Raw genomic sequence first — 23,724 nt, forward strand, 5'->3', positions numbered from 1 at the left:
GTCAGGCCTTCTTGTCGTTCTTCTCGGGCTTGTTCGGCAGCAGGGGCGCTGAGCCGATCGGCTTGTACGCGCCGTTCTGCACCGCGAAGACGAAGGTGCCGCCCATCCCCAGGTCGCCGAACTCGTTGAAGTGGTAACCGCCCATCGCGCCGGTGTACTTCTGCTTGCGCAGCGCTGCCCACAGGCCCTTGCGGGCGGGCTTGCCGCCGGCCTTCGCCTGGGCCTTCAGCTGCTCGATCGTCATCGTGACGACGTCGTACGACTCGCCCGCGTAGTACGCGGGCGCCGTCCCGAACCGCTTGCGATGGGCGGCGGTGAAGGCGGCGGCCGTCTTCTGCGTGGCGGGGTCGGCGACGGGCGCGCACACAAACCAGCCCTCGGCGGCTGCCCCGGCCTGCTTGACGAAGTCCTGGCCGAAGACGGCCTGGCCGGTGAACCTCGGTCCGGCGAAGCCGAGTTCGGTGAGGGCTCGGGCGGCGTGGACGGCGGTCTCGGTGACACCGCAGTGGACGTACGCGTCGATGCCGGAGTCGATCATCTCGCCGAGCACCCGGCGGTACGCGCGCGCGTCGGCGTGGGCGGGGACGACCCGGAAATGCGGGGCGATGCCGGCCTGTCCGAAGCCGAAGCGGACGCCGCCGGTGACCTGCCAGCTGTAGTGGTCCTCGGTCCGGTCCTCCAGGACCCCGGGGCGGCGGATCTCGGGCAGCAGGGTGGCCGCGAAGGAGAGGTGGGTGCCCGCGCTGATGTGGTTGGGGATGGCGCGCAGGAACGTCTCGTTCGGTGTGCTGCCCGCCCGCAGGGTGAGCAGGTTGTACCCGGCCGAGACCGTGATCAGCGGGATGCCGGCCTCCTCGAAGGCTGGCAGGACGGCCTGGCCGACGGCGTCGGTGGTGGGGCCGAGGACGGCGAGGACCCCGGGGTCGGTGGTGAGGGTCTTGGCGCTCTCCAGCGCCCGGGGCGCGTCGCCGCGGTCGTCGACGACCTTGAGGCCGAGCGTGAAGGGCTTGTCCTTGCGGGCGTTGAACTGCTCGACGGCCAGGCGCGCGCCGCGCTCCTGGGCCAGGCCGATCTCCTTGGCGGGCCCGGACAGGTCGGCGAGGACGCCGATGGTCCACTGGGTGCGGGGCGGGACGGGCTTCTTGCCGTCGCCCTTGCCGTCCGTCCCGTCGTCGTCCCCGAGCCCGGCCCAGACGGCCGCCGCGCCGCCGCCGACGGCCAGGACGGCGGCGCCGGATGCGAGCAGCAGGAAGTTCCGTCTGCTCTTCGGGGGCGCGGCCGGTGCGGTGCCGGTGCCCGCCTCGGTGGCGTCGATCTCGGGGAGGGCGAGCATCCGCGCGGAGCGTTCGGCGATGGTCCGGACGACGGGGGCGGGCAGCCATTCGGCGCCGTCGCCGGGCCGGTCCTCGACGAGCCGGACGCCGATCTCGGCGGCGGTGGGGCGCGCGGCGGGGTCCTTGGCGAGGCACTCGCGGACGAGGTCGAGCAGCCCTTCGGGGACGCCGGTGAGGTCGGGTTCGTCGTGGACGGTCCGGTACATGAGGGCGTCGACGGCGCCGGTGCCGAAGGGCGGGCGTCCGGTCGCGGCGTACGCGAGGAGGCAGCCGAGGGCGAAGACGTCGGCGGGCGGGCCGATGGCGTCGGTGCGGGCCTCGGCCTGCTCGGGGGCGAGGAAGCCGGGGGTGCCGACGACCATGTCGGTGGCGGTGAGCGCGGTCTCGCCGGTGGCGCGGGCGATGCCGAAGTCGATGAGGCGGGGCCCGTCGACGGCGAGGAGGACGTTGCCGGGTTTGACGTCCCGGTGGACGAGCCCGGCGGCGTGCACGGCGGCGAGGGCGCGGGCGACGGACCAGCCGAGGAGGCGGACGCTCCGCTCGGGCAGCGGGCCGTGGGCGGCGACGGCCTCGCCGAGGGAGGGGCCGGCGACGAAGGCGGTGGCCATCCACGGTTCCGGGGCGTCCGGGTCGGCGCCGGTGACGGGGACGGCCCAGGGGCTGGAGACCCGGCGGGCGGCCTCGACCTCGCGGCGGAAGCGGGCCCGGAAGTCGGGCTGGTCGGCCTGGTCGGCGTGGGTGACCTTGACGGCGGCGAGTTCGCCGGCGGCGGTGCGGCCGAGGTAGACGACGCCCATGCCGCCGGCGCCGAGGCGGCCGAGGAGGCGGTAGCCGGCGATCGCGGAAGGGTCGGAGGGCAGCAGCGGCTGGAGGGCGCCGGGTTCGGGGCGCCGGGGGTCGGGCTGCGGGGTGGCGGTGCTCACGACTGGACCTCCAGCTGATCCTCGGCGCGTTGGAGCATGGTGACGAGGGCCTGCACCTGCGCCTGGGAGGTGCCGATGCTCGTGGCGTCGCTCATCTCCTGGTAGCCGGGGGCGCCCTTGACGACGGTGGCGACGGTGATCTGGCCGAGCCTGGACTGGTACCAGCTGTAGAACTGCTTCCCCTTCACGGCGTCGTTGAGGTACGAGCCGCCCTCGCGGAGCGCGTCGTGGGCGGTGGCGTTGCCTCCGACGCCGAAGGGATTGCCGAGCGACATGAGCCCGGTGACGCGCTCGCCATCGCGCAGTTTCTGGTCGGGGCAGTTCAGCGCCTCTTCGAGGGTCGAGGCCATCTCCCAGTCGGCGTCCGACTCGGTGCGGTGCACGGTGACGGTGGCGGCGACCCGCAGGACGCCCTTGCCGCCGGTGGCGGGGACCTCGCTGTAGGCGGTGACGCTGGCGAGGACGCTCGCCGGGCGGGTGCCCGTCTCCCAGGAGCAGTTGGCGCCGAGGACGGGCCAGTAGTCCGGGTCGCTGAGGTACGGGGTGCGCTTGACGTAGCCGGGGGCCCAGGCGTCGGGCCCGGCGACGACGGCGAGGGCGAGGCGCCGGGCCTCGGCCTCGGTCTTCGGCGCGCGCTTCGGGTCCGGGGTGAAGTCGAGCGCGGTCGGGGTGGGAGCCGGGGCGGTGGTCGACGCCCCGGTGGGCACCGGTGTCGTGCTCGTGCTCCCCTTGCCCTCGGGTTTTCGCTGGTCGTCGCCGGCGCCGGCGCAGCCGGTCGCGATCAGCCCGCCCACCAGTACGGTGCAGCAGGCGCGCAGCAGTCTTCGGTCCCCGTACGCCACAGTTCCCCCACGGTCACTCACGGTTTCCCCACGAACAGTGAGCAGATCGTACGGCGAGGCACCGACAACTCGCCCCACTTACAACATCATTGGGACCGATCCGTGGCACGCTCGCGACGTGCCTCGTCGTAGCGGGCGCGGGCCCGCTCGACCTCCGGGACGCGGTGATCGGTCCACTGGGCGAGTTCCCGGACCTGGCGTGCGGCCTCCTCGCCGAGGGTGGTGAGGCTGTAGTCGACGCGGGGCGGGATGACGGGCTGGGCGGCGCGGTGGACGAAGCCGTCGCGCTCCAGGGTCTGGAGCGTCTGGGTGAGCATCTTCTCGCTGACGCGTCCGACGCGTCGGCGGAGCTCGCTGAAACGGTACGAGCGCTCGCTCAGCGCGATGAGGATCAGGACGCCCCAGCGGCTGGTGACGTGCTCCAGGACGAGGCGGGCGGGGCACATGGCGCCGTCGACGTCGGCGAGGAGGCTCTTCGGTTCGTCCACTCCACTTACTCCCATACCAGTACCTTACTTCAAAGTGGGTACTTACGAAAGGTTAGCGCCCGTCCTACGGTGAGTGCATCGCCCATCGCACCCCACGGGAAAAGGAAGTCTCGCCATGAGCATCGTCGTCACCGGAGCCACCGGCCGGCTCGGCCGTCTCGTCATCGACGCCCTCCTCACCGCCGTCCCCGCCGCGTCCGTCGCCGCCGTCGTCCGGAACGAGGAGAAGGCGGCCGACCTCGCGGAGCGGGGCGTGGAGCTGCGGATCGCCGACTACAGCCGGCCCGAGACGCTGGCGGAGGCCTTCCGGGCGGGCGACCGGGTGCTGCTGATCTCGGGCAGCGAGGTCGGGCAGCGGGTGGCGCAGCACGCCGCGGTGGTCGACGCGGCGCGGGCGGCGGACGTGGCCCAGCTCGCGTACACCGGCGTCCTCGGCGGGGACGAGGCCGACTTCGACCTGGCGGCCGAGCACAAGGAGACCGAACGGCTGATCCTGGCCTCCGGCCTGCCGCACACCTTCCTCCGCAACGGCTGGTACACGGAGAACTACACCGCCAACCTCGCGCCGGTCCTGGCCCACGGGGCCGTCGTCGCCAACGCCGGCGAGGGCCGGATCGCCTCCGCGGCCCGCGCCGACTACGCCGCCGCCGCGGCCGCCGTGCTGACCGGTCCGGCCGAGGAGCACCTGGGCAGGGCGTACGAGCTGAGCGGCGACACCGCCTGGTCGCTGGCCGAGTACGCGGCCGAGGTCGCGGCGCAGTCCGGCCGGGAGGTCGCGTACAGCAACGTCCCCGCCGAGACCCACCTGGAGATCCTCACCGGCGCCGGTGTGCCGCGGGTCTTCGCCGAGATCCTGGTGGACGTCGACCGGGCCGTCGAGCACGGGGCGCTCGCCCGGCAGACCGGCGACCTGGCGCGGCTGATCGGCCGGCCGACGACCCCGATCGCCGTGACGATCAAGGAGGCGCTGGCCTCCGCGTAACGCGGTCATGACCGTATCGCGGTACGGGCATGACAACCCGCCCCGCGCGGCGCTACCTTCGACAGGACAGCACGGCGCGGGGCAGGGCAGGAGGTCCGGTGAAGACGGATGACGAAGGACGAGCAGGCTTGCTCTACGGGATCGGCGCCTACGGGATGTGGGGCCTGGTCCCGCTCTTCTGGCCGCTCCTGAAGCCCGCCGGGGCGATCGAGATCCTCGCCCACCGGATGGTGTGGTCGCTGGCCTTCGTCGGGCTCGCGCTGCTCGCGCTGCGCCGCTGGGGCTGGGTCCGGGAGCTCATGAGCAGCCCGCGCAAGCTCGGCATGATCACCCTGGCCGCCACCGTCATCACGGTGAACTGGGGCCTCTACATCTGGTCCGTCAACACGGGCCACGTCGTCGAGGCCTCCCTCGGCTACTTCATCAACCCGCTCGTCACCATCGCCCTCGGCGTCCTCGTCCTGAAGGAACGGCTGCGCCCCGCGCAGTGGGCGGCCGTCGGCGTCGGCTTCTCGGCCGTGCTCGTCCTCGCGATCGGGTACGGGCGTCCGCCGTGGATCTCGCTCACCCTGGCCTTCTCCTTCGCCGTCTACGGCCTGGTGAAGAAGAAGGTCAACATCGGCGGTCTGGAGTCGCTCGCCGCCGAGACCGCCGTGCAGTTCCTGCCCGCGCTCGGCTACCTGATCTGGCTCGGTACGCGGGGCGACCTGGCCTTCGGTGCCCACGGCGGGGGCCACACCGCGCTGCTCGTCGCCACCGGCGTCGTCACGGCGCTGCCGCTGATCTGCTTCGGTGCGGCGGCCATCCGCGTACCGCTGTCGACGCTCGGCCTCCTCCAGTACCTGGCGCCGACCTTCCAGTTCCTCCTCGGGGTCGTCTACTTCCACGAGGCGATGCCGGCGGAGCGCTGGGCGGGCTTCTCCCTGGTCTGGCTGGCCCTGACCATCCTCACCTGGGACGCCCTGCGCACGGCCCGGCGCAGCCGGATCGAGGTCGAGGCGGCGAAGGCCACGGCGGCGGCCGAGGCGATCGAGGCCGCCGCGAGCGAGGCCGCCGCGAGCGGGGCCGGCGCGCCGGCCCCCGTCCCGCCGGCCCGGGCCGGGAGCTGATCCCGGGCGGCGGGCCCGCCGGACCGGCCGCTCGTACCGGCGGTCCGGGAGTCGCCCCGCCCGACCGGAGCCCGGCCCCGGTGGGCCCGAGGCTCAGGCGGCCAGCAGGTCGTGCTCGCGGATCAGCCAGCAGACGGCCAAGAGGCGCAGGGTCGCGAAGTCGTGGCCGACGGGCTCGGTCCACCGTGCCTCGGCGAGCCAGTCGGTGAACCCCAGGACGTAGTCGCCGAGCTCCTCGCGCCGCAGGGACCGGTTCCGGCGGCCCCGCTGGGCCGGGACCAGCGCCTCCCGCACGGCTGCGGCGTGCTGGTCGACGGCGGCCGCGAGCCCCGGGTCGGAGGTCGTCTCCGAGAGCCGGGGCATGTACGCGGCGGCGACGCCGATCAGCGGACAGCCGGGCGAATCGTTCATCCCTCCACATTAGGTGTGCGCGGAGGCGCCCCGGCCGTGACGTTGGTCGCAGCCGGCGGGCACCTCCGAGGCCGATACGAGAGCCGGGCGCGGCCGGTGTCAGGCCCGGAAATCCGGTGGCCCAGGCCGTCGCCCGCCCCGCACCCTGGGGTGCATGGAAGAACCGAAGTACCGGATCCGGGCGCTCCACACCCCGGACACCGTCACCGTCTACCAGGCCTACCCGCCCGCGATCGGGCTGCCGGCGGCCCGGGACGGGCGCTTTCCGGCCGCCTGGAAGCGGGACCGGATGACGTGGATCAAGCCCTCGTTCCTGTGGATGATGTACCGCTCCGGCTGGGGGACGAAGGAGGGCCAGGAGACGGTCCTCGCCGTCGAGATCACGCGCGAGGGCTTCGCATGGGCGCTGCGGAACGCCTGCCTGTCGCACTACGTCCGCGGCTTCCACGCCGACCAGGAGTCCTGGAAGCGCCGGCTGCACGAGGCGCCGGCGCGCGTCCAGTGGGACCCGGAGCGTGACGTGCGCCTGCGGCCGCTGCCGTACCGGTCGCTCCAGCTCGGGCTCTCGGGCGAGGCCTCCCGCGCGTACGCGGACGAGTGGACGGTCGCGGTCACCGACGTGACCGCGCTCGCGCACGAGGTCCACGCCCTCGTCCGGGCCGGCGACACGGAGGCCGCGGGCCGGCTGCTCCCCCGCGAGGAGCCGTATCCGGTGCCCGACGGCCTCCTGGACCACCTGGTCGTTCAGGAACCGGCGACGGAGACCGTGAAGTTGAAGTCTCCGGTGCCGAGCACGCCGTAGAGCCGCAGCCAGAGCGGCAGGAGCTGTTCGGTGGCGCGGGCGCTCGACAGGTCGCCGAGGTCGATGATCCGGTCGGCCGGCCAGCCGAAGGAGCCGAGCAGGCCGGCGACGACGGTCTTCGCCGCCTCGTCGTCGCCGCCGACGAAGACGTTGTGGGCGCCGGGGACCCGGCCGGGCTCGACCATCACCGTGTTGGTCATGGTGTTGAGCGTCTTGACGACGCGAGCCTCCGGGAACGCCTTCTGGAGCTGCTCGGCGATGCTGCGGCCGTCGGGCGAGACGACCTTGGGCGGGAAGCCCTCGGAGAAGTCGAGCGCGTTGGAGACGTCGACGAGGACCTTGCCCCGCAGGTTGTCGGCGCCCACGGCCTGGAGGACGGCGAGCGAGACGAGCCCGCCGGTCGCGTTCACCACCAGCTCGCCCGCCGCGGCCGCGTCGGCGAACGTGCCGTGCCCGCCGCCGTGCTCCTCCGCCCACTTCACCGCCTCGGCGTTGTCCGCGGTGCGGGAGCCCATCGTGACCTCGTGGCCGAGCGAGACGAGCTTGGTGGCGAGGCGACGACCGACCTCGCCCGTTCCCAGTACGGCGATCTGCATGTACGTGCGCTCCTTAGGGGCGTGTGCACCGGCGGCTCCGGGAGCCGGGCGTGTGCACCGGCGGCTCCCGGAGCCCGACCCTACGTCCTGGCGGGCGCGTGCGCCGTCCGCTCCGTCCCCGGAGGGGCGCGGGCGCCGGGCTCCTGGCCCGGCGCCAGTTCGCGGTGTACGGGGCCCGGTTGCCCCTCTGCCTGGCACGGTGTCGGTTATAACCGGTCATGTGACAGCGATGCACTGGAAGCTCGTACTCGACGCCGCCGACCCGCACGCGCAGGCCTCCTTCTGGGCGGCCGCCCTCGGCTACCTGGAGGAGGACCACGACGCCCACATCCGGCGCCTCCTCGACCTCGGGGCCGCCCCGGCCGAGGCGACGATCACCCTGCACGAGGGCACGGACCGCACCCGGCTCGGCTGGCGCGACCTCGCCGCCGTCCGCCATCCGGAGGATCCTCACGACCCGGTGACGGGCGGGGGCCTGGGCCGGCGCCTGCTGATCCAGCGGGTCCCGGAGCCGAAGACCACCAAGAACCGTCTCCACCTCGACCTCCACCCGGCCCCCGGCACCCGCGACGCCGAGGTCGACCGGCTCGGGGCCCTCGGCGCGAAGGTCCTCCGCCGCGTCGACGAGCCCTCCGGCTCCTGGGTCGTCATGGCCGACCCCGAGGGCAACGAGTTCTGCGTGCACTGAGCAGGGCCGATGGCCTGAACCGCCGAGCCGCCGAGCCGCCGACGCGCCGAGCCACCGAGCCCCCGAGCCACCAAGCCACCGAGCCCCCGAGCCGCCGCGTGACGGGCCCGGCCGACGGGCTTCAGGCCCGCCGTACGACCTGGGCCTCCGCCCGTTCGACCGACGCCCTGCCGTGCACGTGGACCAGGGCCAGGTGGAAGAGGGACGGGGCCAGCGGGGCCCAGCGGTGGCGGCGTTCCGGGGACAGGAGGTGGCGCGTGACGTCGGTGGTGCGGAAGGGGACGTACTCGATCGTGTCGTGCTCCCACCGGTCGGCGACGCCCCTGCTCATCCGCGCCTGGAGCTGGTCGCCCGTCAGGTCGTTCAGGCGCGCGTAGAAGTGGGCGCTCCAGTGACGCTTGCCGACGTCGAGGACGAAGGCGAGCAGCACGAGCGAGTACTCGTGCGGCTCGATCGACAGTTCCTCGCGCATGCCCCTGCGGGCGACGGCGTGCAGGTCGGGGGCGTTGCGTCCGGCGGAGTCGATGTGGCGCGAGAGCCCCTCGTTGACGGAGGAGTTCCAGAGGCCGGGTGCCATGCGGACGCGCTCGCTGCGGCGGCTCACGACCAGCAGGTGGTCGGCGGTGACGACGGCGACGTTGGCGGCGAAGCTGCACTGGAGGAAACCGGGCGCGGTGAGCGGCGCGTCCGGGTCGAGGTAGCGGCCGCGCGGGGTGGTGCCGTCCGGGAAGCGCCGGTCGAGCTGCTGGGCGGCGAGGAAGGTGTAGTAGTCGGTGGGCTTCAGCCGCAGGTGGACCTCGGACTGCTCGTCGAGGGCGGTACGGCTGACCTCCAGGGACTCGACGGCGTACCGGGGGCCGTTCCAGACGGGCCGGCGCTCGCCGGCTTCGGCGGCCCGGTTCTCCTCGTCCTCGATCTCGGTGCGCCAGCCCGCCATCTCCTCGGGCAGTTCGACTTCGCCGTCGAGCACTTGGACGTGGACGGATTCGGCGGCGATGGCCCGGTCGCCGTCGCCCTCGACGATGAGGGCGGGGGTGTGCAGCGGACCGAGGGAGAAGGTGGCCCAGGCGCGCCCCTGTTCCTGCCGGTAGGTGAGGCTGCGCACGACGCCGGCGGAGCGGCGGCGGGCCTTGAACCACAGGTCCTGCGTCCACTGCTGGAAGAGGGTCGCGAAGACGACTCCGAGGATGGCGCCGACGATTCCGTTTCCGAGGTCTATTCCGTCCACGGGCAGCAGCGTAGGTCATGATCATGCCCTGTCCGCTGAGCGAACGAGGCTGACCGGTTTCCGCTCTTGACGCGGAGTCAAACTCTCACTGAACATTCAGCACGCACAGCAGAACAACTGAACACCGCACACGCACTCGCACAGCTCCAGCGCCTCGTGGCACCCAAGCCCGAGGCGTCTCGCACGTTCCGTCCCATCCCCGTTCGGAATCCGGAGCCCCCACAGATGAACATCTCCGTGCCCAGACGCGTCACCGCGGTCGCCGCCCTCGCGGCGCTCGCGCTCGGCGGCCTCACCGGGACCGCCTCCGCCGGGTCGCAGGCGGCCGCCGCCGCGCCCGACATCCCGCTGGCCAACGTCAAGCAGCACTTGGCGGACCTCCAGTCGATCGCCACCGCCAACGGTGGCAACCGCGCCCACGGCCGTACCGGCTACAAGGCGTCGATCGACTTCGTGAAGGCCAAGCTGGACGCCGCCGGCTACACCACGACCCTGCAGACCTTCACCTCCAGCGGCGCCACCGGCTACAACCTGATAGCCGACTGGCCGGGCGGTGACCCGAACCAGGTCCTGATGGCCGGTTCGCACCTCGACTCGGTCTCCTCGGGGCCCGGGATCAACGACAACGGTTCCGGCTCCGCCGCCGTCCTGGAGACGGCCCTCGCCGTGTCCCGCGCCGGCTACCAGCCCACCAAGCACCTGCGGTTCGGCTGGTGGGGCGCGGAGGAGCTCGGTCTCATCGGCTCGAAGTACTACGTCAACAACCTGCCGAGCACCGAGCGTTCGAAGATCAAGGGCTACCTGAACTTCGACATGATCGGCTCGCCCAACCCGGGCTACTTCGTCTACGACGACGACCCGACGATCGAGCAGACCTTCAAGGACTACTTCGCCGGGCTCGGCGTCTCCACGGAGATCGAGACCGAGGGCGACGGCCGCTCCGACCACGCCCCGTTCAAGAACGTGGGCATCCCGGTCGGCGGCCTCTTCACCGGCGCCGACTACATCAAGACGGCCGCGCAGGCCCAGAAGTGGGGCGGCACCTCCGGTCAGGCCTTCGACCGCTGCTACCACTCGTCCTGCGACACCACGGCGAACATCAACGACACCGCCCTCGACCGCAACAGCGACGCCGTCGCGCACGCGATCTGGACGCTGTCCGGGACCACCACGCCGCCGACCGGCACGGTCTTCGAGAACTCCGCGGACGTCTCCATCCCGGACAACGGCGCCGCGGTCACCTCGACGGTCAACGTCACCGGCCGCACCGGCAACGCCCCGAGCAACCTCGCCGTCGGCGTGGACATCGTCCACACCTACCGCGGTGCCGGCGTTGGCCGCGTCCACCAGCGCGTCCTTGGTGACCGCGCCGACGTAGACCTTGCCGTCGTCGGTGAGGAGCGCGTTCACCAGCTTCGTCTTGAAGACGGTGCCGGAGCCGAACTTTCCGGTGACCTCGTCGCCGAGGGAGTCCAGGAAGCCCTGGATCTCCTTCGGCGCTTCGTCGGTCCCGGGCGCGGGCGCGCCCGTGTCGAGCTTCGCGATCGTCGTCCAGCCCTCGCCGATGACGTTCACCCCGCCGTCCTTGCCGTCGAGGCCGGGGAAGGCGCCCTCCAAGCCCTTGAGACCCTCCGGCAGTTCACCCGGGCGGTCGGCGTCCGCGCCCTCCTCCGCCGCGCCCTCGGTCACCTTGGCGCCCTTCGGCGCCTCGAAGGTGAACTCCGAGGCGGCCGGCTTGGCGAAGTCGACCTTCGTGAAGCCCGCGTCGACGACCGGCTTGCCGCCCTGGACCGAGGAGAGGGTGAACTTCAGCGGGGTGCCGTTCGCCGCGTCCACCGCGATCTTCACCGACTCGACCGTCGAACCGGCCTGCTTCGGCTTGATCACCAGCTGGTACGCGTCCCGGCCGGCCACCTTCGCCGTCCCGCCGACGGTGATGGAGGTGGTGTCGCCGGCGGCCTTCAGGACCTCGTCCGCGAGCTCCTTGGGCGTGCCCGGGAGCTCCTTGCCGGCCTCGGGGGCGCCGGACTCGCCCTTCTCGTGGAAGACCTCGTTCGACTTGCTGTCGTAGGCCCAGACGTCGTCGCCGTTGTGGATCAGGCTGTACTCGTCGGAGCCGTCGAGCAGGGTGAGCCGCTGGCGGTCGGGGCCGTCCGCCGCGACGCGCAGCGTGTGGGTGCCGGAGACGAGCTCGGTGAGCTTCTCCGCGGGGTCGGCGGACCCGGAGCCCGAGCCGCCGCCGAGGCCGGCCAGGCCGCCGAGGGACGGCAGGCCGAGGTCGGTGGAGACCTTGAACGTGCCGGACAGGGTCTGGGTGTCCGAGGCCGCGATCTTCTCGATGAGCTGCTGGGCCGTGATCTCGGGCAGGTCCGGGTCACCGGACGCCGCGAGCGCCGGGACGAGGCCGATGGTCGCCGCGGCCACTCCGGCCACCGCGACCGGGACGACGTACCGGCTCGCCTTGCGACGGGTCTCGCTACGGGCTTCGTTCGCTGCCATGGTCTCCGCTACCTCCGTGCGCCCTGGTGTGGTCGATGCCTCCATCTGACCAAACCTGGAGCCCGGAATCGTCAGACCCCGGGATCAACCTGGCGTACTGCTTCGGGATGACCCGACCCTGAGACGGGCTACCCCGCGCGGTGGACCTTGCGGGCTATCCCGCGCGGTGGACCACGGCGTCGCACATCTCGGCGAGGGCCGCCTTGGCGTAGCCGTCGGGGAGCGGCGCGAGCATGGCGCGGGCCTCCTCGGCGTACCTCACGGTGTCGCGGCGGGCCTGCTCCAGGGCGGGGTGGGCGCGCAGCCGGCGGAGTACCTCGGCGTGCCGGTCGTCGTCGGTGAGGTCGCCGTCGACGAGCGCGACGAGCTCGACGTCCTCGGGGCGTCCGTGGGCGGCGGCCGCGGCCCGCAGGTGCAGGACGGGCAGGGTGGGGATGCCCTCGCGGAGGTCGGTGCCGGGGGTCTTGCCGGACTCGTGGGAGTCGGAGGCGATGTCGAGGACGTCGTCGGCGAGCTGGAAGGCGACGCCGAGCCGCTCGCCGTACTGGGTGAGGGTGTCGACGACGCTGTCGTCGGCGCCGGACATCATGGCGCCGAAGCGGCAGGAGACGGCGACGAGGGAGCCGGTCTTGCCGCCGAGGACGTCGAGGTAGTGGTCGACGGGGTCGCGGCCGTCCGTCGGGCCGGCCGTCTCCAGGATCTGTCCGGTCACGAGGCGTTCGAACGCCTCGGACTGGATCCGTACGGCCTCGGGGCCGAGGTCCGCGAGCGTGTGCGAGGCGCGGGCGAAGAGGAAGTCACCCGTGAGGACGGCGATCGAGTTGCCCCAGCGGGTGTTGGCGCTGTCGACACCGCGCCGGACGTCGGCCTCGTCCATGACGTCGTCGTGGTAGAGCGTGGCCAGGTGGGTGAGCTCGACGACCACGGCGGAGGGCACGACGCCCGGCGCGTAGGGGTCGCCGAACTGGGCGGCGAGCATCACGAGCAGCGGGCGGAACCGCTTGCCGCCGGCGAGCACGAGGTGCTGCGCGGCCTCGGTGATGAAGGGGACATCGCTCTTGGTGGCGTCCAGGAGGCCCGCCTCCACAGCCGCCAAACCGGTCTGGACATCGGCCTCAAGAGCCTGGTCCCGCACGCTAAGACCGAACGGCCCGACGACGGTCACGAGGGGGTCTCCTGTCTGCTGACGCCTGCTGACGATCACACGGATTGTTCACACGGACTGTTGACGATCACATGGATTGTCGATGTGTCTCTGGAATCACTCAAGCCAGCGTATCCGGTCACCTTTCGATCACCGTGGGCGCCTTCCCGTCACCCCCGGTATGTTCGTGATCAGCTGATACGACCAGGAGTAGGCGTTTTGTCCCGAACAGCGATCGATACCGACACGAACGGTGAGCGGCCTCCCCCCGAGGACGACCGCGCCTTCCTCGGGCAGCCACGGGGTCTGCTGAGCCTCTCGGGCCTGGAGGTCCGGGAGCGGTTCTCGTTCCTCGGCATGCAGGCGATCCTCGTCCTGTACCTCGCCGCCGCCGCCGACGGCGGCGGCATGGCCCCGGGCACCGCCGCTCCGGTCTCCGCACCCGCCTGCTCCGCCGTCTACGGCACCGTGGCCGTCGCCGTCGGCCTCGCCGTGATCGCCCTGGCGCCCTGGCTGCGCCGCACCATGCACCCCGTCCACTAGGGAGCCGTGATGAAGATCCGTACCGACTTCCCGTACGAGACCCGCCACGAGGACGTCCGCATCCCCCTCCCGGACGGCACCAGGCTGTACGCGCGCGTGTGGCGCCCGGTCACCGACGACCCCGTGCCGGCCCTTCTGGAGTACCTGCCGTACCGCCTCACCGACTGGACCGCGCCCCGCGACTGGCAGCGCCACCCCTGGTACGCGGGACACGGCTACGCCTCCGTGCGCGTCGACGTCCGCGGCCACGGCAACAGCGAGGGCCTGCCCGGCGACGAGTACGACGCGGTCGAGCTCGCCGACGGCGTCGCCGTGGTGAACTGGCTCGCCGAACAGCCCTGGTGCACGGGGAAGGTCGGCATGTTCGGCATCTCGTGGGGCGGCTTCAACTCGCTCCAGGTCGCCGCCCTCGCCCCCGAGCCCCTCAAGGCGATCGTCACCGTCTGCTCCACCGACGACCGCTACGACAACGACGTCCACTACATGGGCGGCTCGGTCCTCGGCGTCGACATGCACGCCTGGGCCGCCACCATGCTCGCCTTCGTCGCCCGCCCGCCGGACCCGCAGTACGTCGGCGAGGAGTGGCGCGCGATGTGGCTGAGGCGCCTGGAGACCGTCGAGCCCCTCATCCACACCTGGCTCCGCCACCAGACCCGGGACGCGTACTGGAAGCACGGCAGCGTCTGCGAGGACTACGGGGCCATCCGCGCCGCCGTCCTCGCCGTCGGCGGCTGGCACGACCCGTACCGGGACACCGTCCTGCGGCTCGCCCGGCACCTCCCCCAGGACCGGGTGCGCGGGATCATCGGCCCCTGGTCCCACCACTACCCGGACCGCGGCCTGCCGCCGGGCCCCGCCATCGGCTTCCTCCAGGAGACCCTGCGCTGGTGGGACCACCACCTCAAGGGCGTCGAGAACGACGTGATGGCCGAACCGCTGCTGCGCTCCTGGATCAGCGAGTCGCATCCGCCCGCCACCGTCTACGACGAGCTCCCGGGCCGCTGGGTCGCCGACCCCTCCTGGCCCTCCCCGAACGTCACCCCCGTCACGTACGGCTTCCAGGGCGTGCCCGTGGTCGTCGACTCGCCCCAGCAGACCGGGATCGACGCGGGCCGCTTCTTCCCCTTCGGCAACGACGCCGACCTGCCGCCCGACCAGCGCGACGAGGACGCCCACTCGGCGTGCTTCGACTTCCCGGTGCCCGAGGACGGCGGCCCGATCGAGATCCTCGGCCGCCCGTCCGTCAGCCTCGCCCTGCGCACGGACGCCCCCACCGGGCAGGTGATCGCCCGGCTCTGCGACATCGCCCCGGACGGCTCGTCCACCCTCGTCACCCGCGGCGCGCTGAACTTCTCCGCCCGCTACGGCCGCGACCGGGCCGTGGAGGCGCAGATCGGCGAGACGGAGAGCTTCGTCTTCGAGCTGAACGGCATCGGGCACACCTTCCCGCCCGGCCACCGGGTCCGGCTCGCCGTGTCCTCCACGTACTGGCCGTGGATCTGGCCGCAGCCGGACGCGGCCGGCTTCACCCTCGACCCGGCGGGCTCGAACCTCACGCTGCCGGTGCGCGCGCACACCGAGGACGCCGTCGAATGGGAGGAGCCGGAGCAGTCCGAGCCGCTCGGCGTCGCCTATCCGCGCACCCTGGAGGAGCCGCGTCCCGAGCGGGTGGTGGTCCGGGACGTCGCCAAGGGCGAGTGGCGGCTCGACGTCGACCCGAAGTACGGCGGCACGCGCGTGTACCCCGACGGCCTGGAGTTCACCGAGGACGCCGTGGAGACGTACACGATCGACGAGGGCGGGCCGCTGTCCGCCCGTACCCGCTCGGAGTGGTCGATCCGGCTGCGCCGGCCCGAACTCGCCTGGGACTGCGCGGTCGACACCCGCTCGGAGATCTCCTGCGACGCGGACGCCTTCTTCACCGTGAACGAGCTGGTCTGCAAGGAGGGCGGCGAGGTCGTCTTCCACCGCACCTGGGAGGAGACGATTCCGCGCACGGCGGGCTGAACGCGCGGAAGGGCCCGCACCCCTTTCCCGGGGTGCGGGCCCTTCCTCACGTCGTGCGCTTACGCGTCCGCGCCCGCCTTGCGGCGGCGGGCGACGACCAGCGCGCCGGCGCCCAGGGCGACGGCTCCGGCGGCGGCGATGCCCAGCGGCAGGGTGTCGTTCGCGCCGGTGGCGGCGAGCGAGCCCTTCACGGGGGTGTTCGACGAACCGCCCTGCTGGGTGGTGTTGTGGTTCCCGCCGGTGGAGGGCGCCGGGGTAGGCGTGGTGGTCGACGGCGACGGGGTCGGCTTCGGCTTGTCACCCTTGGCCGCGAGGATGGCGAACTCGACGTCCGGGTAGTCCTCGCCCAAGCCGCACGAGCCGTCCTCGTTCTCGTACTCGGCGTACGCGAAGGCGACACCCCGGCCGGCGGGCGCGTCGGCGGCGACCGTGAGGCGCAGCTTCACGTCGTACGAGGCGCCCTTGGCGAGCCGGCCGACCTCGATGGACTCGTACTTGTCCGTGATCGGCGTCCACTCCAGGACGTCGGAGGACGACCACTCGATCGGGATGAGGCGGCCGTCGAGGACCGTCTCGTCGTCGATGACCTCGTCGGGCTTCGGGAGCCGCACGGCGTTGGCGAAAGCATCGACGACGTCCAGGGCGCGGTCGGAGGTGTTGGTGACGCGCAGCGAGAAGACGGCGGGCTGACCGGCGGTGACCGTCTTCGGGCCGCTGAGCGTGACGTCGACGGCGTCGTCGACCTTGCACTCGCCCTCGATCTCCTCGGCGATCGCCAGGTCTTCCTTGGCGTCTTCGAGGTCCTTCTTGGCGGCCACCTTGACCTTCCTGGCGAGCTCGGCCAGCCCCGCTGCGGCGATGCGGGCGTCGTCGCGGGCCGTGACGGCCTTGGCCAGCTCCTCGTCGGCGGTCTTCTTCGCCGCGGCGGCGTCGTCGGCGGTCTTCTTCGCGGCGGTGACGGCAGCGGCGGCGTCCGTCTTCTGCTGCTCGGTGGCGTCCGGCTTCGCCAGCACGTCCTTCTCGGCCTGGACGGCCTTGGCCAGCTCCTCGTCGGCGGTGGTCTTGGCAGCGGCGGCGGCCTCGACGGCCTTCTTCGCGTCGGCCACCTTGACCACGAGCGGGTTGTCGGGCTTGTCGAGGGCCTTGAAAGCGGCCTCGGCCTTGTCGTGCTCGGCGACGGCCTCGTCGTACGCCTTCTGGGCGACGGCGACGGCGGCCTTGAGCTCCTCGATCGACGGCATCTCGTCGTCGATGTCGTCCTCGTGCGACGAGGGCTTCTGCGACTGCGGGGCGGCCGGCTTGGTGTCGGCGAAGGCGGGCGCGGCGGAGAGGAACAGCGCCGGGGTGGTCACGGCGGCGGCCACTGCGGTCGCGAGAATGCGGCGGATCTTCACGTTGCGGACCTTTTCCTGGTCAGAGAAAGAGTGCGAAGTGTGGTGTCGGGGCGTGCGCCTGCGGAGACATCACGCGGCGCGTCGCTGGCGTGATCGTAAAGCGCGGAGGCCCTGGCCCGGAGCTCCGTTTCCGCAGCTCACGGCGACGTTCGAGGCCCACCCCACCCATATACCGGTCAAAACCCGACAGTTGCCCACGGAGGCCGCACTTTCTGTGTGATCCATGTCATCCGCGAGCGGCGGCGCGGCCCGTAACGTGTCCCCCACACACCTGGAAAGCGAGGCACGCACAGATGTCCGAGCACAGCCCGCTCGACCTGGCCGAGGGCGATCCCTTCGGCCCGCACAACCTCCCGTACGGCGTCTTCTCCACCGCCGACGAGCCCGGCCGGCGCCGGCTCGGCGTCCGGATCGGCGGGTACGTGCTGGACGCGGGCGCCGCCGCCCACGCCCTCGGCTCCCCGTACGCGAGCCTGCTCGCGCAGCCGTCCCTGAACCCGCTGCTCGCGGCCGGGCGGACCGCCTGGCGCGATGTGCGCCGGGCCCTCACGGCGTGGGTGACCGTGCCCGCGCACCGGGCGGACGTCGAGCCGCTGCTGCACCCGCTGGACGCGGTGACGCTGCACCTGCCGTACGAGGTCGCGGACTACGTCGACTTCTACGCGAGCGAGCACCACGCGACGAACGTGGGCCGGATCTTCCGCCCCGACGGCGACGCGCTCACCCCCAACTGGAAGCACCTGCCGATCGGTTACCACGGTCGCGCGGGCACGGTCGTGGTCTCCGGCACCGACGTCGTGCGCCCCTCGGGCCAGCGCAAGGCCCCGTCGGACCCGGCTCCGGTGTTCGGCCCGTCGATCAAGCTGGACATCGAGGCGGAGGTCGGCTTCCTCGTCGGCACCCCGTCGGAGCTCGGCCGCCCGGTGCCGCTCGGCGACTTCCGGGAGCACGTCTTCGGTCTGACGCTGCTCAACGACTGGTCGGCGCGGGACGTACAGGCCTGGGAGTACGTGCCGCTCGGCCCGTTCCTCGGCAAGTCCTTCCAGACCTCGGTCTCCGCCTGGGTGACGCCCCTGGAGGCGCTGGACGCCGCCCGGACCGCGCCGCCCGCGCGGGACCTGCCGCTGCTCCCCTACCTGGACGACGCGGACGCGGAGGAGCAGGGCTGCTTCGACCTGCGGATCACGGTGGAGATCAACGGCGAGGTCGTCTCCGAGCCGCCGTTCTCCTCCATGTACTGGACGGCGGCCCAGCAGCTGGCCCACATGACGGTCAACGGCGCCTCGCTGCGCACCGGCGACCTGTACGGCTCCGGCACCGTCTCCGGGCCCGAGACGAACCAGCGCGGTTCGCTCCTGGAGCTCACCTGGAACGGCCGGGACGCGCTCGAACTGTCCGGCGGCAAGCGGACGTTCCTGGAGGACGGCGACGAGGTCGTCCTGACGGCCTGGGCTCCGGGCCCGGACGGCACCCGCGTGGCGCTGGGCGAGGTCCGGGGCCGGATCCTTCCGTCCGCGTAGCTACCGGACCCGCCAGAGGGCGGGGACGTTCGGCGGCTCCCAGCCGGCCTGGGCCGTGTGCGCCTGGAGGCACACATAGCCCGGGCCGCCGTACGTGACGGTGTCGCCCGCCCGGTAGGCGGTCCCGGCGGCCCAGGTGCCGCCGGGGGCGCCCGTGGGCGTCGGGGTCGGCGTCGGCCCCGGGTCCTGCGGCACGTTCAGGACGAAGTCGAACGCCGCCTCCCGGCCGCCGCCCGTGTCCCGGACGGTCATGAGCAGCCGCGGGTCGAAGATGGTGTCGGTGTTGTTGCGGGGTTCGTTCGGGAAGTACAGCTGGGTGGTGAGCACCGGGCGGCCGGGGGCCTGGAGCTTGACGTGGATGTGCCGGGTGCGGCCCGGGTAGAGGCCGGGCACGATCGTGGTGAGCCTGAAGGCGCCGCCGGCGTCGGTGAACTGGTGCCCGCGGAAACGGAATCCGGAGTTGTCGTAGGCGCCGTTGGTGTCGGCCTGCCAGAAGTCCAGCAGGACGCCGGACAGCGGCTTGCAGGCCAGCCCGAAGACGTAGCCGCTGACGGTGAGCCGGACACCGGGGGTGCCGGCGTCCACCAGGCTGGTCCGCAGCGGGGAGTTCGGCTTGAAGTACGGGCCCTCGGTCTGCGGCGGGGTGGGGTCGTCGCCGTCGTCGCACGCGGGGGTGAGCGCGGGCGGCGCGTCGGCCGTGGTCAGGGTGCGGGCGAGCGCGGGAACGCCCATGAGGACCGCGGGGGCCGCCATGCCGGCCGCGAACGCGGCGCGCAGCACCGCCTTGCGGGTGACGTGCCCGGTGCCGGTCTCGTTGTCCATGCCTGCTCCTCGAAGGTGGGGGGCTGGGGGATCGGCACGAACCTAGGGGCGGGGCCCGTCGCCTTCGAGGGACGGAGCGCGGCGGTCATGGTGTTTTCGGAAGTCCCCCGGGCTCCGTCCGGTCTCGCGGCGGAAGAAGCGGCAGAAGTAGGCGGGGTCGTCGAAGCCGACTCTGGCCGCCACCTGACGGATCGACAGGCCGGTGCCGACCAGCAGCCGTTGGGCCTCCCGGGTGCGGGCCGCGCGCAGGAGGTCGCCGGGGGTGCGGCCGGTGGCGGCCCGGACGGCCTCGGCGAGATAGCCGGGGGTGACGCCGATCAGCTCGGCACACTCGCGCACGGTCCTGCCCTCCGCTCCGGTGCGGGCGGTCAGGCGGGCGAACTCCTCGGCGACGGCCGCGGCCCTGCCCGGCGGGGGGCCCGCGGGCGGCGGTCCGGCCTGCCCGGGACCCGGCAGTCGTGCCGTACGGACCAGGAGGACGTGCAGCAGGGAGCGCAGCACGGTCGCGAAGCCGTCGGCGCCGTGCCGGTACTCCTCGACGAGTTCGGCCATCAGGCGGGCGGTACGCGCGTGCGTGGGGCCGTCGAGGGTGTGCCAGGGGCGTTCGCCGAGGCGGCGGAGGAGGTCCCGGTCGCCGGGGTGGTCGAGGAGGAAGTCCTCGGTGAAGAGGACGACGGTGCCGTCGAGGTCTTCGGCGTCCTCCCAGCGGTGCACCTGACCGGGCAGGACGACGCCCAGGTGGGGCGGGCTCAGCGGCCAGCGGGCCAGGTCGACGACGTGCGTGCCGGTGCCGGAGGTGACGTGGACGATCTCGTGGAAGGTGTGCCGGTGCGGGAAGGCGGCCCGGGACAGCGGGCCGACGGCGTCGAAGCTTCCGGCGGCGAAGGGCACGTCGTCGGGCAGGCGCAGTTCCAGGCGGTGCATGGGCGGGTCGCCGGCCTTCGGGGCGGCGCAGGGGGTGCCGGGTAAGACGGTGGTGCCACGCATCGGGCCGCTTCCCTCTCGACGACTGGTACAGACCATTCGGGTGGTTTCCACGATGGCACGGCACCTCCCATGGGTCACCCCCGCGTGCGGCACCACCACTGGCGATCAAGGCGGACTTCCCCCGAACACGGCGGAGGGGCCCGGCTCGCAGCGAGCCGGGCCCCTCCGCCGTGCGACCGCGTCTACCGGACGAACACGCTCGCCTGGTTCGCCAGGTCGAGGAAGTACTGCGGCGCGAGACCGAGCACCAGCGTGACCGCCACGCCCACGGTGATGGTGAGCGTCGTCAGCGCCGACGGCACGGCGACCGTGGGGCCGTCCGCCTTCGGCTCGCTGAAGAACATGAGCACGATCACCCGGATGTAGAAGAACGCGGCGATCGCCGAGGAGATCACACCGACCACGACGAGCGCGCCCGCGCCGCTCTCCGCCGCCGCCGAGAAGACGGCGAACTTGCCGGAGAACCCGGAGGTCAGCGGAATGCCGGCGAAGGCGAGCAGGAAGACCGCGAAGACCGCCGCGACCAGCGGCGAACGGCGGCCGAGACCGCCCCACTTGGAGAGGTGCGTGGCCTCGCCGCCCGCGTCCCTGACCAGGGTGACGACGGCGAACGCGCCGATCGTCACGAACGAGTACGCCCCCAGGTAGAAGAGGACGGACGAGATGCCGGTCGGCGTGGCCGCGATGACACCGGCGAGCAGGAAGCCCGCGTGCGCGATCGACGAGTACGCCAGGAGCCGCTTGATGTCGGTCTGGGTGATGGCGACGATCGCACCGCCCAGCATGGTGACGATCGCGACGCCCCACATGACCGGCCGCCAGTCCCAGGTGAGACCCGGCAGCACCACGTACAGCAGGCGGAGCAGCGCGCCGAACGCGGCGACCTTGGTCGCGGCGGCCATGAAGCCGGTGACCGGGGTCGGGGCGCCCTGGTAGACGTCCGGGGTCCACATGTGGAACGGCACGGCGCCGACCTTGAAGAGGAGCCCCGTGAGGACCATGGCGAAGCCGATGAGGAGCAGCGCGTCGTTGCCCATGGTGTCGGCGAGCGCCGGGTCGACGGAGGCGATCGAGCCGTCCACGACGTCGGCGATGGTGGCGTACGAGACGGAGCCCGCGTAGCCGTAGAGCAGGGCGATCCCGAAGAGCAGGAAGGCCGAGGAGAACGCGCCGAGCAGGAAGTACTTGACGGCCGCCTCCTGCGACATCAGCCGCTTGCGGCGGGCGACGGCGCAGAGCAGGTACAGCGGGAGGGAGAAGACCTCCAGGGCGACGAAGAGCGTCAGGAGGTCGTTGGCCGCCGGGAAGACCAGCATGCCGGCGATCGCGAACAGCGCGAGCGGGAAGACCTCCGTGGTGGTGAACCCGGCCTTGACGGCCGCCTTCTCCTGCTCGCTGCCGGGGACGGCGGCGGCCTCGGCGGCGAAGGAGTCGACCTTGTGGCCGTGGTCGGCCGGGTCGAGCCTGCGCTCGGCGAAGGTGAAGATCGCGACGATCGAGGCGAGGAGAATGGTGCCCTGGAGGAAGAGGGCGGGCCCGTCGACGGCGATGGCGCCCATGGCCGCGATGTGGGCCTTGGTGGTGCCGTAGCCGCCCGCCGCCAGGCCGACGACGGCGGCGAAGGCGGCGGCGAGGGCGAGGACGGACAGGAAGACCTGGCCGAGGTAGCGGCCCTTGCGGGGCACGAAGGCCTCGACGAGGACGCTGACGATCGCGGCGCCGATCACGATGAGCACGGGCGCGAGCTGCGTGTACTCGATGTGGGGCGCCGGGATCTTGGCGATCGGCTCGGCAGCCGTCGTCCACAGGCTGTGGACAGCCGTTGCACTCACTTGGCCGCCTCCACTTCGGGTGTGGGGTCCTTCTGCTGGACGTCGGACATGGTGTGCTGCACCGCCGGGTTGACGACATCCGTCAGCGGCTTCGGGAAGACCCCGAGGAAGATCAGCACGGCGATGAGCGGGATGACGACCGCGAGTTCGCGCGGCCGCAAGTCCGGCAGCGTCCGGACCTCCTCCTTCACCGGCCCGGTCATCGTCCGCTGGTACAGGACGAGGGTGTAGAGCGCGGCGAGGACGATGCCGGTGGTGGCGATGATGCCGGCCACCGGGTACCGGGCGTACGTCCCGACCAGGACGAGGAACTCGCTGACGAACGGGGCGAGTCCGGGCAGCGACAGGGTCGCGAGGCCGCCGATCAGGAACGTGCCGGCGAGCACCGGGGCGACCTTCTGCACGCCGCCGTAGTCGGCGATGAGCCGCGAGCCGCGCCGGGAGATCAGGAAGCCGGCGACGAGCATCAGGGCGGCCGTCGAGATGCCGTGGTTGACCATGTAGAGCGTGGCGCCGGACTGGCCCTGGGTGGTCATCGCGAAGATGCCCAGGATGATGAAGCCGAAGTGCGAGATCGACGCGTAGGCGACCAGGCGCTTGATGTCCCGCTGACCGACGGCGACCAGCGCGCCGTAGACGATGCTGATCAGCGCGAGGACGACGATCGCCGGAGTGGCCCACTTGCTCGCCTCGGGGAAGAGCCCGAGGCAGAAGCGGAGCATCGCGAAGGTGCCGACCTTGTCGACGACGGCGGTGATGAGGACGGCGACCGGGGCGGTCGCCTCCCCCATCGCGTTCGGCAGCCAGGTGTGCAGCGGCCAGAGCGGGGCCTTCACCGCGAAGGCGAAGAAGAAGCCGAGGAACAGCCACCGCTCGGTGCTGGTCGCCATCTCCAGCGAGCCGTTGGCCCGCGCCTCGGCGATCTCGGTGAGCGAGAAGTTCCCCGCGACCACGTAGAGCCCGATGACGGCGGCCAGCATGATGAGGCCGCCGACCAGGTTGTAGAGCAGGAACTTGACCGCCGCGTACGAGCGCTGGGCCGCCGCGTTCTCGTCGGAGCCCGCGTGGGCGCGGTCGCCGAAGCCGCCGATGAGGAAGTACATCGGGATGAGCATGGCTTCGAAGAGGATGTAGAAGAGGAAGACGTCGGTGGCCTCGAAGGAGAGGATCACCATCGCCTCGACCATGAGGATCAGGGCGAAGAAGCCCTGGGTCGGCCGCCAGCGCGAGGACTTCGTCTCCAGGGGGTCGGCGTCGTGCCAGCCGGCCAGGATGACGAAGGGGATCAGCAGCGCGGTGAGCGCGATGAGCGCCACCCCGATGCCGTCCACTCCCAGTTCGTAGCGGACGCCGAAGTCCTTGATCCAGGCGTGCGACTCGGTGAGCTGGTACCGGTCGCCGCCGGGCTCGAACCGTGCGAAGACGACGGCGGCGAGCACCAGCGTGGCGAGCGAGACCAGCAGCGCCAGCCACTTGGCGGCGGTCCGGCGGGCCGCGGGGACGGCGGCGGTGAGGATGGCACCGACCGCCGGAACCGCTGCCGTGACCGTAAGGAGCGGGAAGGACATGTCAG

The 23,724-nt window shown here is 72.3% G+C and carries 18 protein-coding genes and 3 pseudogenes; 8 read left to right on the top strand and 13 right to left on the bottom strand.

Translation table 11 applies throughout. The annotated features are described in order from the left end of the window. Window position 1: 1 nt before the first annotated feature. The 3 genes from OO54_RS07385 to OO54_RS07395 form a co-directional block, all read right to left on the bottom strand. Window positions 2–2,257: a bifunctional serine/threonine-protein kinase/ABC transporter substrate-binding protein gene (locus OO54_RS07385; protein WP_051786763.1), complete on the bottom strand. Its 2,256-nt coding sequence runs from the start codon at window positions 2,255–2,257 to the stop codon at window positions 2–4. Then, window positions 2,254–3,120, bottom strand: a complete 867-nt coding sequence (locus tag OO54_RS07390; RefSeq protein WP_234439522.1) for a hypothetical protein — start codon at window positions 3,118–3,120, stop codon at window positions 2,254–2,256. The genes OO54_RS07385 and OO54_RS07390 overlap by 4 nt, the downstream gene beginning before the upstream one ends. Before the next feature lie 65 nt (window positions 3,121–3,185). Beyond that, window positions 3,186–3,602: a winged helix-turn-helix transcriptional regulator gene (locus OO54_RS07395; protein ID WP_200146756.1), complete on the bottom strand. Its 417-nt coding sequence runs from the start codon at window positions 3,600–3,602 to the stop codon at window positions 3,186–3,188. Window positions 3,603–3,702: 100 nt separating this feature from the next. Here OO54_RS07395 and OO54_RS07400 point away from each other — a divergent pair, with 100 nt between their 5' ends. Then, window positions 3,703–4,569: an NmrA family NAD(P)-binding protein gene (locus tag OO54_RS07400; protein ID WP_033202034.1), complete on the top strand. Its 867-nt coding sequence runs from the start codon at window positions 3,703–3,705 to the stop codon at window positions 4,567–4,569. Between the two features lie 155 nt (window positions 4,570–4,724). Further along, entirely contained in the window at window positions 4,725–5,678 is a 954-nt protein-coding gene (gene rarD, locus OO54_RS07405) for an EamA family transporter RarD (protein ID WP_418953282.1), read from the top strand. Between the two features lie 93 nt (window positions 5,679–5,771). On the opposite strand, the gene OO54_RS07410 is transcribed toward rarD, so the two are convergent. Continuing rightward, on the bottom strand, window positions 5,772–6,089 hold the full coding sequence (locus OO54_RS07410) for a DUF6401 family natural product biosynthesis protein (RefSeq protein WP_033202036.1): 318 nt from the start codon (window positions 6,087–6,089) through the stop codon (window positions 5,772–5,774). A 154-nt stretch (window positions 6,090–6,243) separates the two neighbouring features. Here OO54_RS07410 and OO54_RS07415 point away from each other — a divergent pair, with 154 nt between their 5' ends. Then, window positions 6,244–6,891, top strand: coding sequence for a DUF4291 domain-containing protein (locus OO54_RS07415; protein ID WP_033202037.1), 648 nt, complete (start codon window positions 6,244–6,246; stop codon window positions 6,889–6,891). Here OO54_RS07415 and OO54_RS07420 read toward each other — a convergent pair. Continuing rightward, complete coding sequence (locus OO54_RS07420; RefSeq protein ID WP_033202038.1) at window positions 6,834–7,487, bottom strand: NADPH-dependent F420 reductase; 654 nt, start codon at window positions 7,485–7,487, stop codon at window positions 6,834–6,836. The two genes, OO54_RS07415 and OO54_RS07420, sit on opposite strands and share 58 nt — an antisense overlap. A gap of 229 nt (window positions 7,488–7,716) precedes the next feature. Between OO54_RS07420 and OO54_RS07425 the strand changes: the two genes are divergently transcribed. Further along, window positions 7,717–8,175, top strand: coding sequence for a VOC family protein (locus OO54_RS07425; RefSeq protein ID WP_033202039.1), 459 nt, complete (start codon window positions 7,717–7,719; stop codon window positions 8,173–8,175). A gap of 121 nt (window positions 8,176–8,296) precedes the next feature. Here OO54_RS07425 and OO54_RS07430 read toward each other — a convergent pair whose 3' ends face one another. After that, entirely contained in the window at window positions 8,297–9,403 is a 1,107-nt protein-coding gene (locus tag OO54_RS07430; RefSeq protein WP_033202040.1) for a hypothetical protein, read from the bottom strand. A gap of 225 nt (window positions 9,404–9,628) precedes the next feature. Between OO54_RS07430 and OO54_RS07435 the strand changes: the two are divergent. Next, a pseudogene (locus OO54_RS07435) lies at window positions 9,629–10,729 on the top strand (M28 family metallopeptidase); the annotation flags it as partial. Here the strand turns inward: OO54_RS07435 and OO54_RS43345 are convergent. Together OO54_RS43345 and OO54_RS07440 are read right to left on the bottom strand one after the other, a co-directional pair. Then, a pseudogene (locus OO54_RS43345) lies at window positions 10,730–11,902 on the bottom strand (LolA family protein); the annotation flags it as partial. Window positions 11,903–12,056: 154 nt separating this feature from the next. Next, the gene (locus OO54_RS07440; protein ID WP_033202041.1) at window positions 12,057–13,067 is read right to left on the bottom strand and encodes a polyprenyl synthetase family protein; all 1,011 of its coding nucleotides are present in this window, start codon (window positions 13,065–13,067) and stop codon (window positions 12,057–12,059) included. Window positions 13,068–13,265: 198 nt separating this feature from the next. Between OO54_RS07440 and OO54_RS44940 the strand changes: the two are divergent. Both OO54_RS44940 and OO54_RS07450 read left to right on the top strand, forming a co-directional pair. Next, window positions 13,266–13,538 (top strand): annotated as a pseudogene (locus OO54_RS44940) (peptide MFS transporter); the annotation flags it as partial. 60 nt (window positions 13,539–13,598) lie between these two features. After that, entirely contained in the window at window positions 13,599–15,596 is a 1,998-nt protein-coding gene (locus tag OO54_RS07450) for a CocE/NonD family hydrolase (RefSeq protein WP_033202043.1), read from the top strand. Window positions 15,597–15,655: 59 nt separating this feature from the next. Here the strand turns inward: OO54_RS07450 and OO54_RS07455 are convergent, their stop codons facing one another. Beyond that, a complete protein-coding gene (locus tag OO54_RS07455; RefSeq protein WP_033202044.1) occupies window positions 15,656–16,990 on the bottom strand; it encodes a COG1361 family protein in 1,335 nt (444 codons plus the stop codon). 293 nt (window positions 16,991–17,283) lie between these two features. Here OO54_RS07455 and fahA point away from each other — a divergent pair, with 293 nt between their 5' ends. Continuing rightward, window positions 17,284–18,510 carry a fumarylacetoacetase gene (gene fahA, locus OO54_RS07460; protein WP_033202045.1) on the top strand — a complete coding sequence of 409 codons (1,227 nt, stop codon included), beginning with the start codon at window positions 17,284–17,286 and terminating at the stop codon, window positions 18,508–18,510. Here the strand turns inward: fahA and OO54_RS07465 are convergent, their stop codons facing one another. From OO54_RS07465 to OO54_RS07480, 4 genes are all read right to left on the bottom strand, one after another. Next, the gene (locus OO54_RS07465) at window positions 18,511–19,332 is read right to left on the bottom strand and encodes a dioxygenase family protein (protein ID WP_033202046.1); all 822 of its coding nucleotides are present in this window, start codon (window positions 19,330–19,332) and stop codon (window positions 18,511–18,513) included. 42 nt (window positions 19,333–19,374) lie between these two features. Further along, complete coding sequence (locus OO54_RS07470; RefSeq protein ID WP_033202047.1) at window positions 19,375–20,319, bottom strand: helix-turn-helix domain-containing protein; 945 nt, start codon at window positions 20,317–20,319, stop codon at window positions 19,375–19,377. A 182-nt stretch (window positions 20,320–20,501) separates the two neighbouring features. Further along, window positions 20,502–22,151, bottom strand: coding sequence for an NADH-quinone oxidoreductase subunit NuoN (gene nuoN / locus OO54_RS07475; RefSeq protein ID WP_033202048.1), 1,650 nt, complete (start codon window positions 22,149–22,151; stop codon window positions 20,502–20,504). Further along, window positions 22,148–23,719, bottom strand: a complete 1,572-nt coding sequence (locus tag OO54_RS07480) for an NADH-quinone oxidoreductase subunit M (protein WP_033202049.1) — start codon at window positions 23,717–23,719, stop codon at window positions 22,148–22,150. Before OO54_RS07480 ends, nuoN begins: the two co-directional genes overlap by 4 nt. Window positions 23,720–23,724: the final 5 nt, after the last annotated feature.

The organism is Streptomyces wedmorensis, from assembly GCF_000716445.1.
In the GTDB taxonomy this organism is placed as follows: Bacteria; Actinomycetota; Actinomycetes; order Streptomycetales; family Streptomycetaceae; genus Streptomyces; species Streptomyces wedmorensis.

Bases quoted from the DNA above. Each gene is read 5' to 3' on its own strand.
- OO54_RS07395 (WP_200146756.1), bottom strand. From the start codon at position 3,602: ATGGGAGTAAGTGGAGTGGACGAACCGAAGAGCCTCCTCGCCGACGTC.
- OO54_RS07400 (WP_033202034.1), top strand. From the start codon at position 3,703: ATGAGCATCGTCGTCACCGGAGCCACCGGCCGGCTCGGCCGTCTCGTC.
- rarD (WP_418953282.1), top strand. From the start codon at position 4,725: ATGTGGGGCCTGGTCCCGCTCTTCTGGCCGCTCCTGAAGCCCGCCGGG.
- OO54_RS07410 (WP_033202036.1), bottom strand. From the start codon at position 6,089: ATGAACGATTCGCCCGGCTGTCCGCTGATCGGCGTCGCCGCCGCGTAC.
- OO54_RS07415 (WP_033202037.1), top strand. From the start codon at position 6,244: ATGGAAGAACCGAAGTACCGGATCCGGGCGCTCCACACCCCGGACACC.
- OO54_RS07420 (WP_033202038.1), bottom strand. From the start codon at position 7,487: ATGCAGATCGCCGTACTGGGAACGGGCGAGGTCGGTCGTCGCCTCGCC.
- OO54_RS07425 (WP_033202039.1), top strand. From the start codon at position 7,717: ATGCACTGGAAGCTCGTACTCGACGCCGCCGACCCGCACGCGCAGGCC.
- OO54_RS07450 (WP_033202043.1), top strand. From the start codon at position 13,599: ATGAAGATCCGTACCGACTTCCCGTACGAGACCCGCCACGAGGACGTC.
- fahA (WP_033202045.1), top strand. From the start codon at position 17,284: ATGTCCGAGCACAGCCCGCTCGACCTGGCCGAGGGCGATCCCTTCGGC.
- OO54_RS07465 (WP_033202046.1), bottom strand. From the start codon at position 19,332: ATGGACAACGAGACCGGCACCGGGCACGTCACCCGCAAGGCGGTGCTG.
- OO54_RS07470 (WP_033202047.1), bottom strand. From the start codon at position 20,319: ATGCGTGGCACCACCGTCTTACCCGGCACCCCCTGCGCCGCCCCGAAG.
- OO54_RS07480 (WP_033202049.1), bottom strand. From the start codon at position 23,719: ATGTCCTTCCCGCTCCTTACGGTCACGGCAGCGGTTCCGGCGGTCGGT.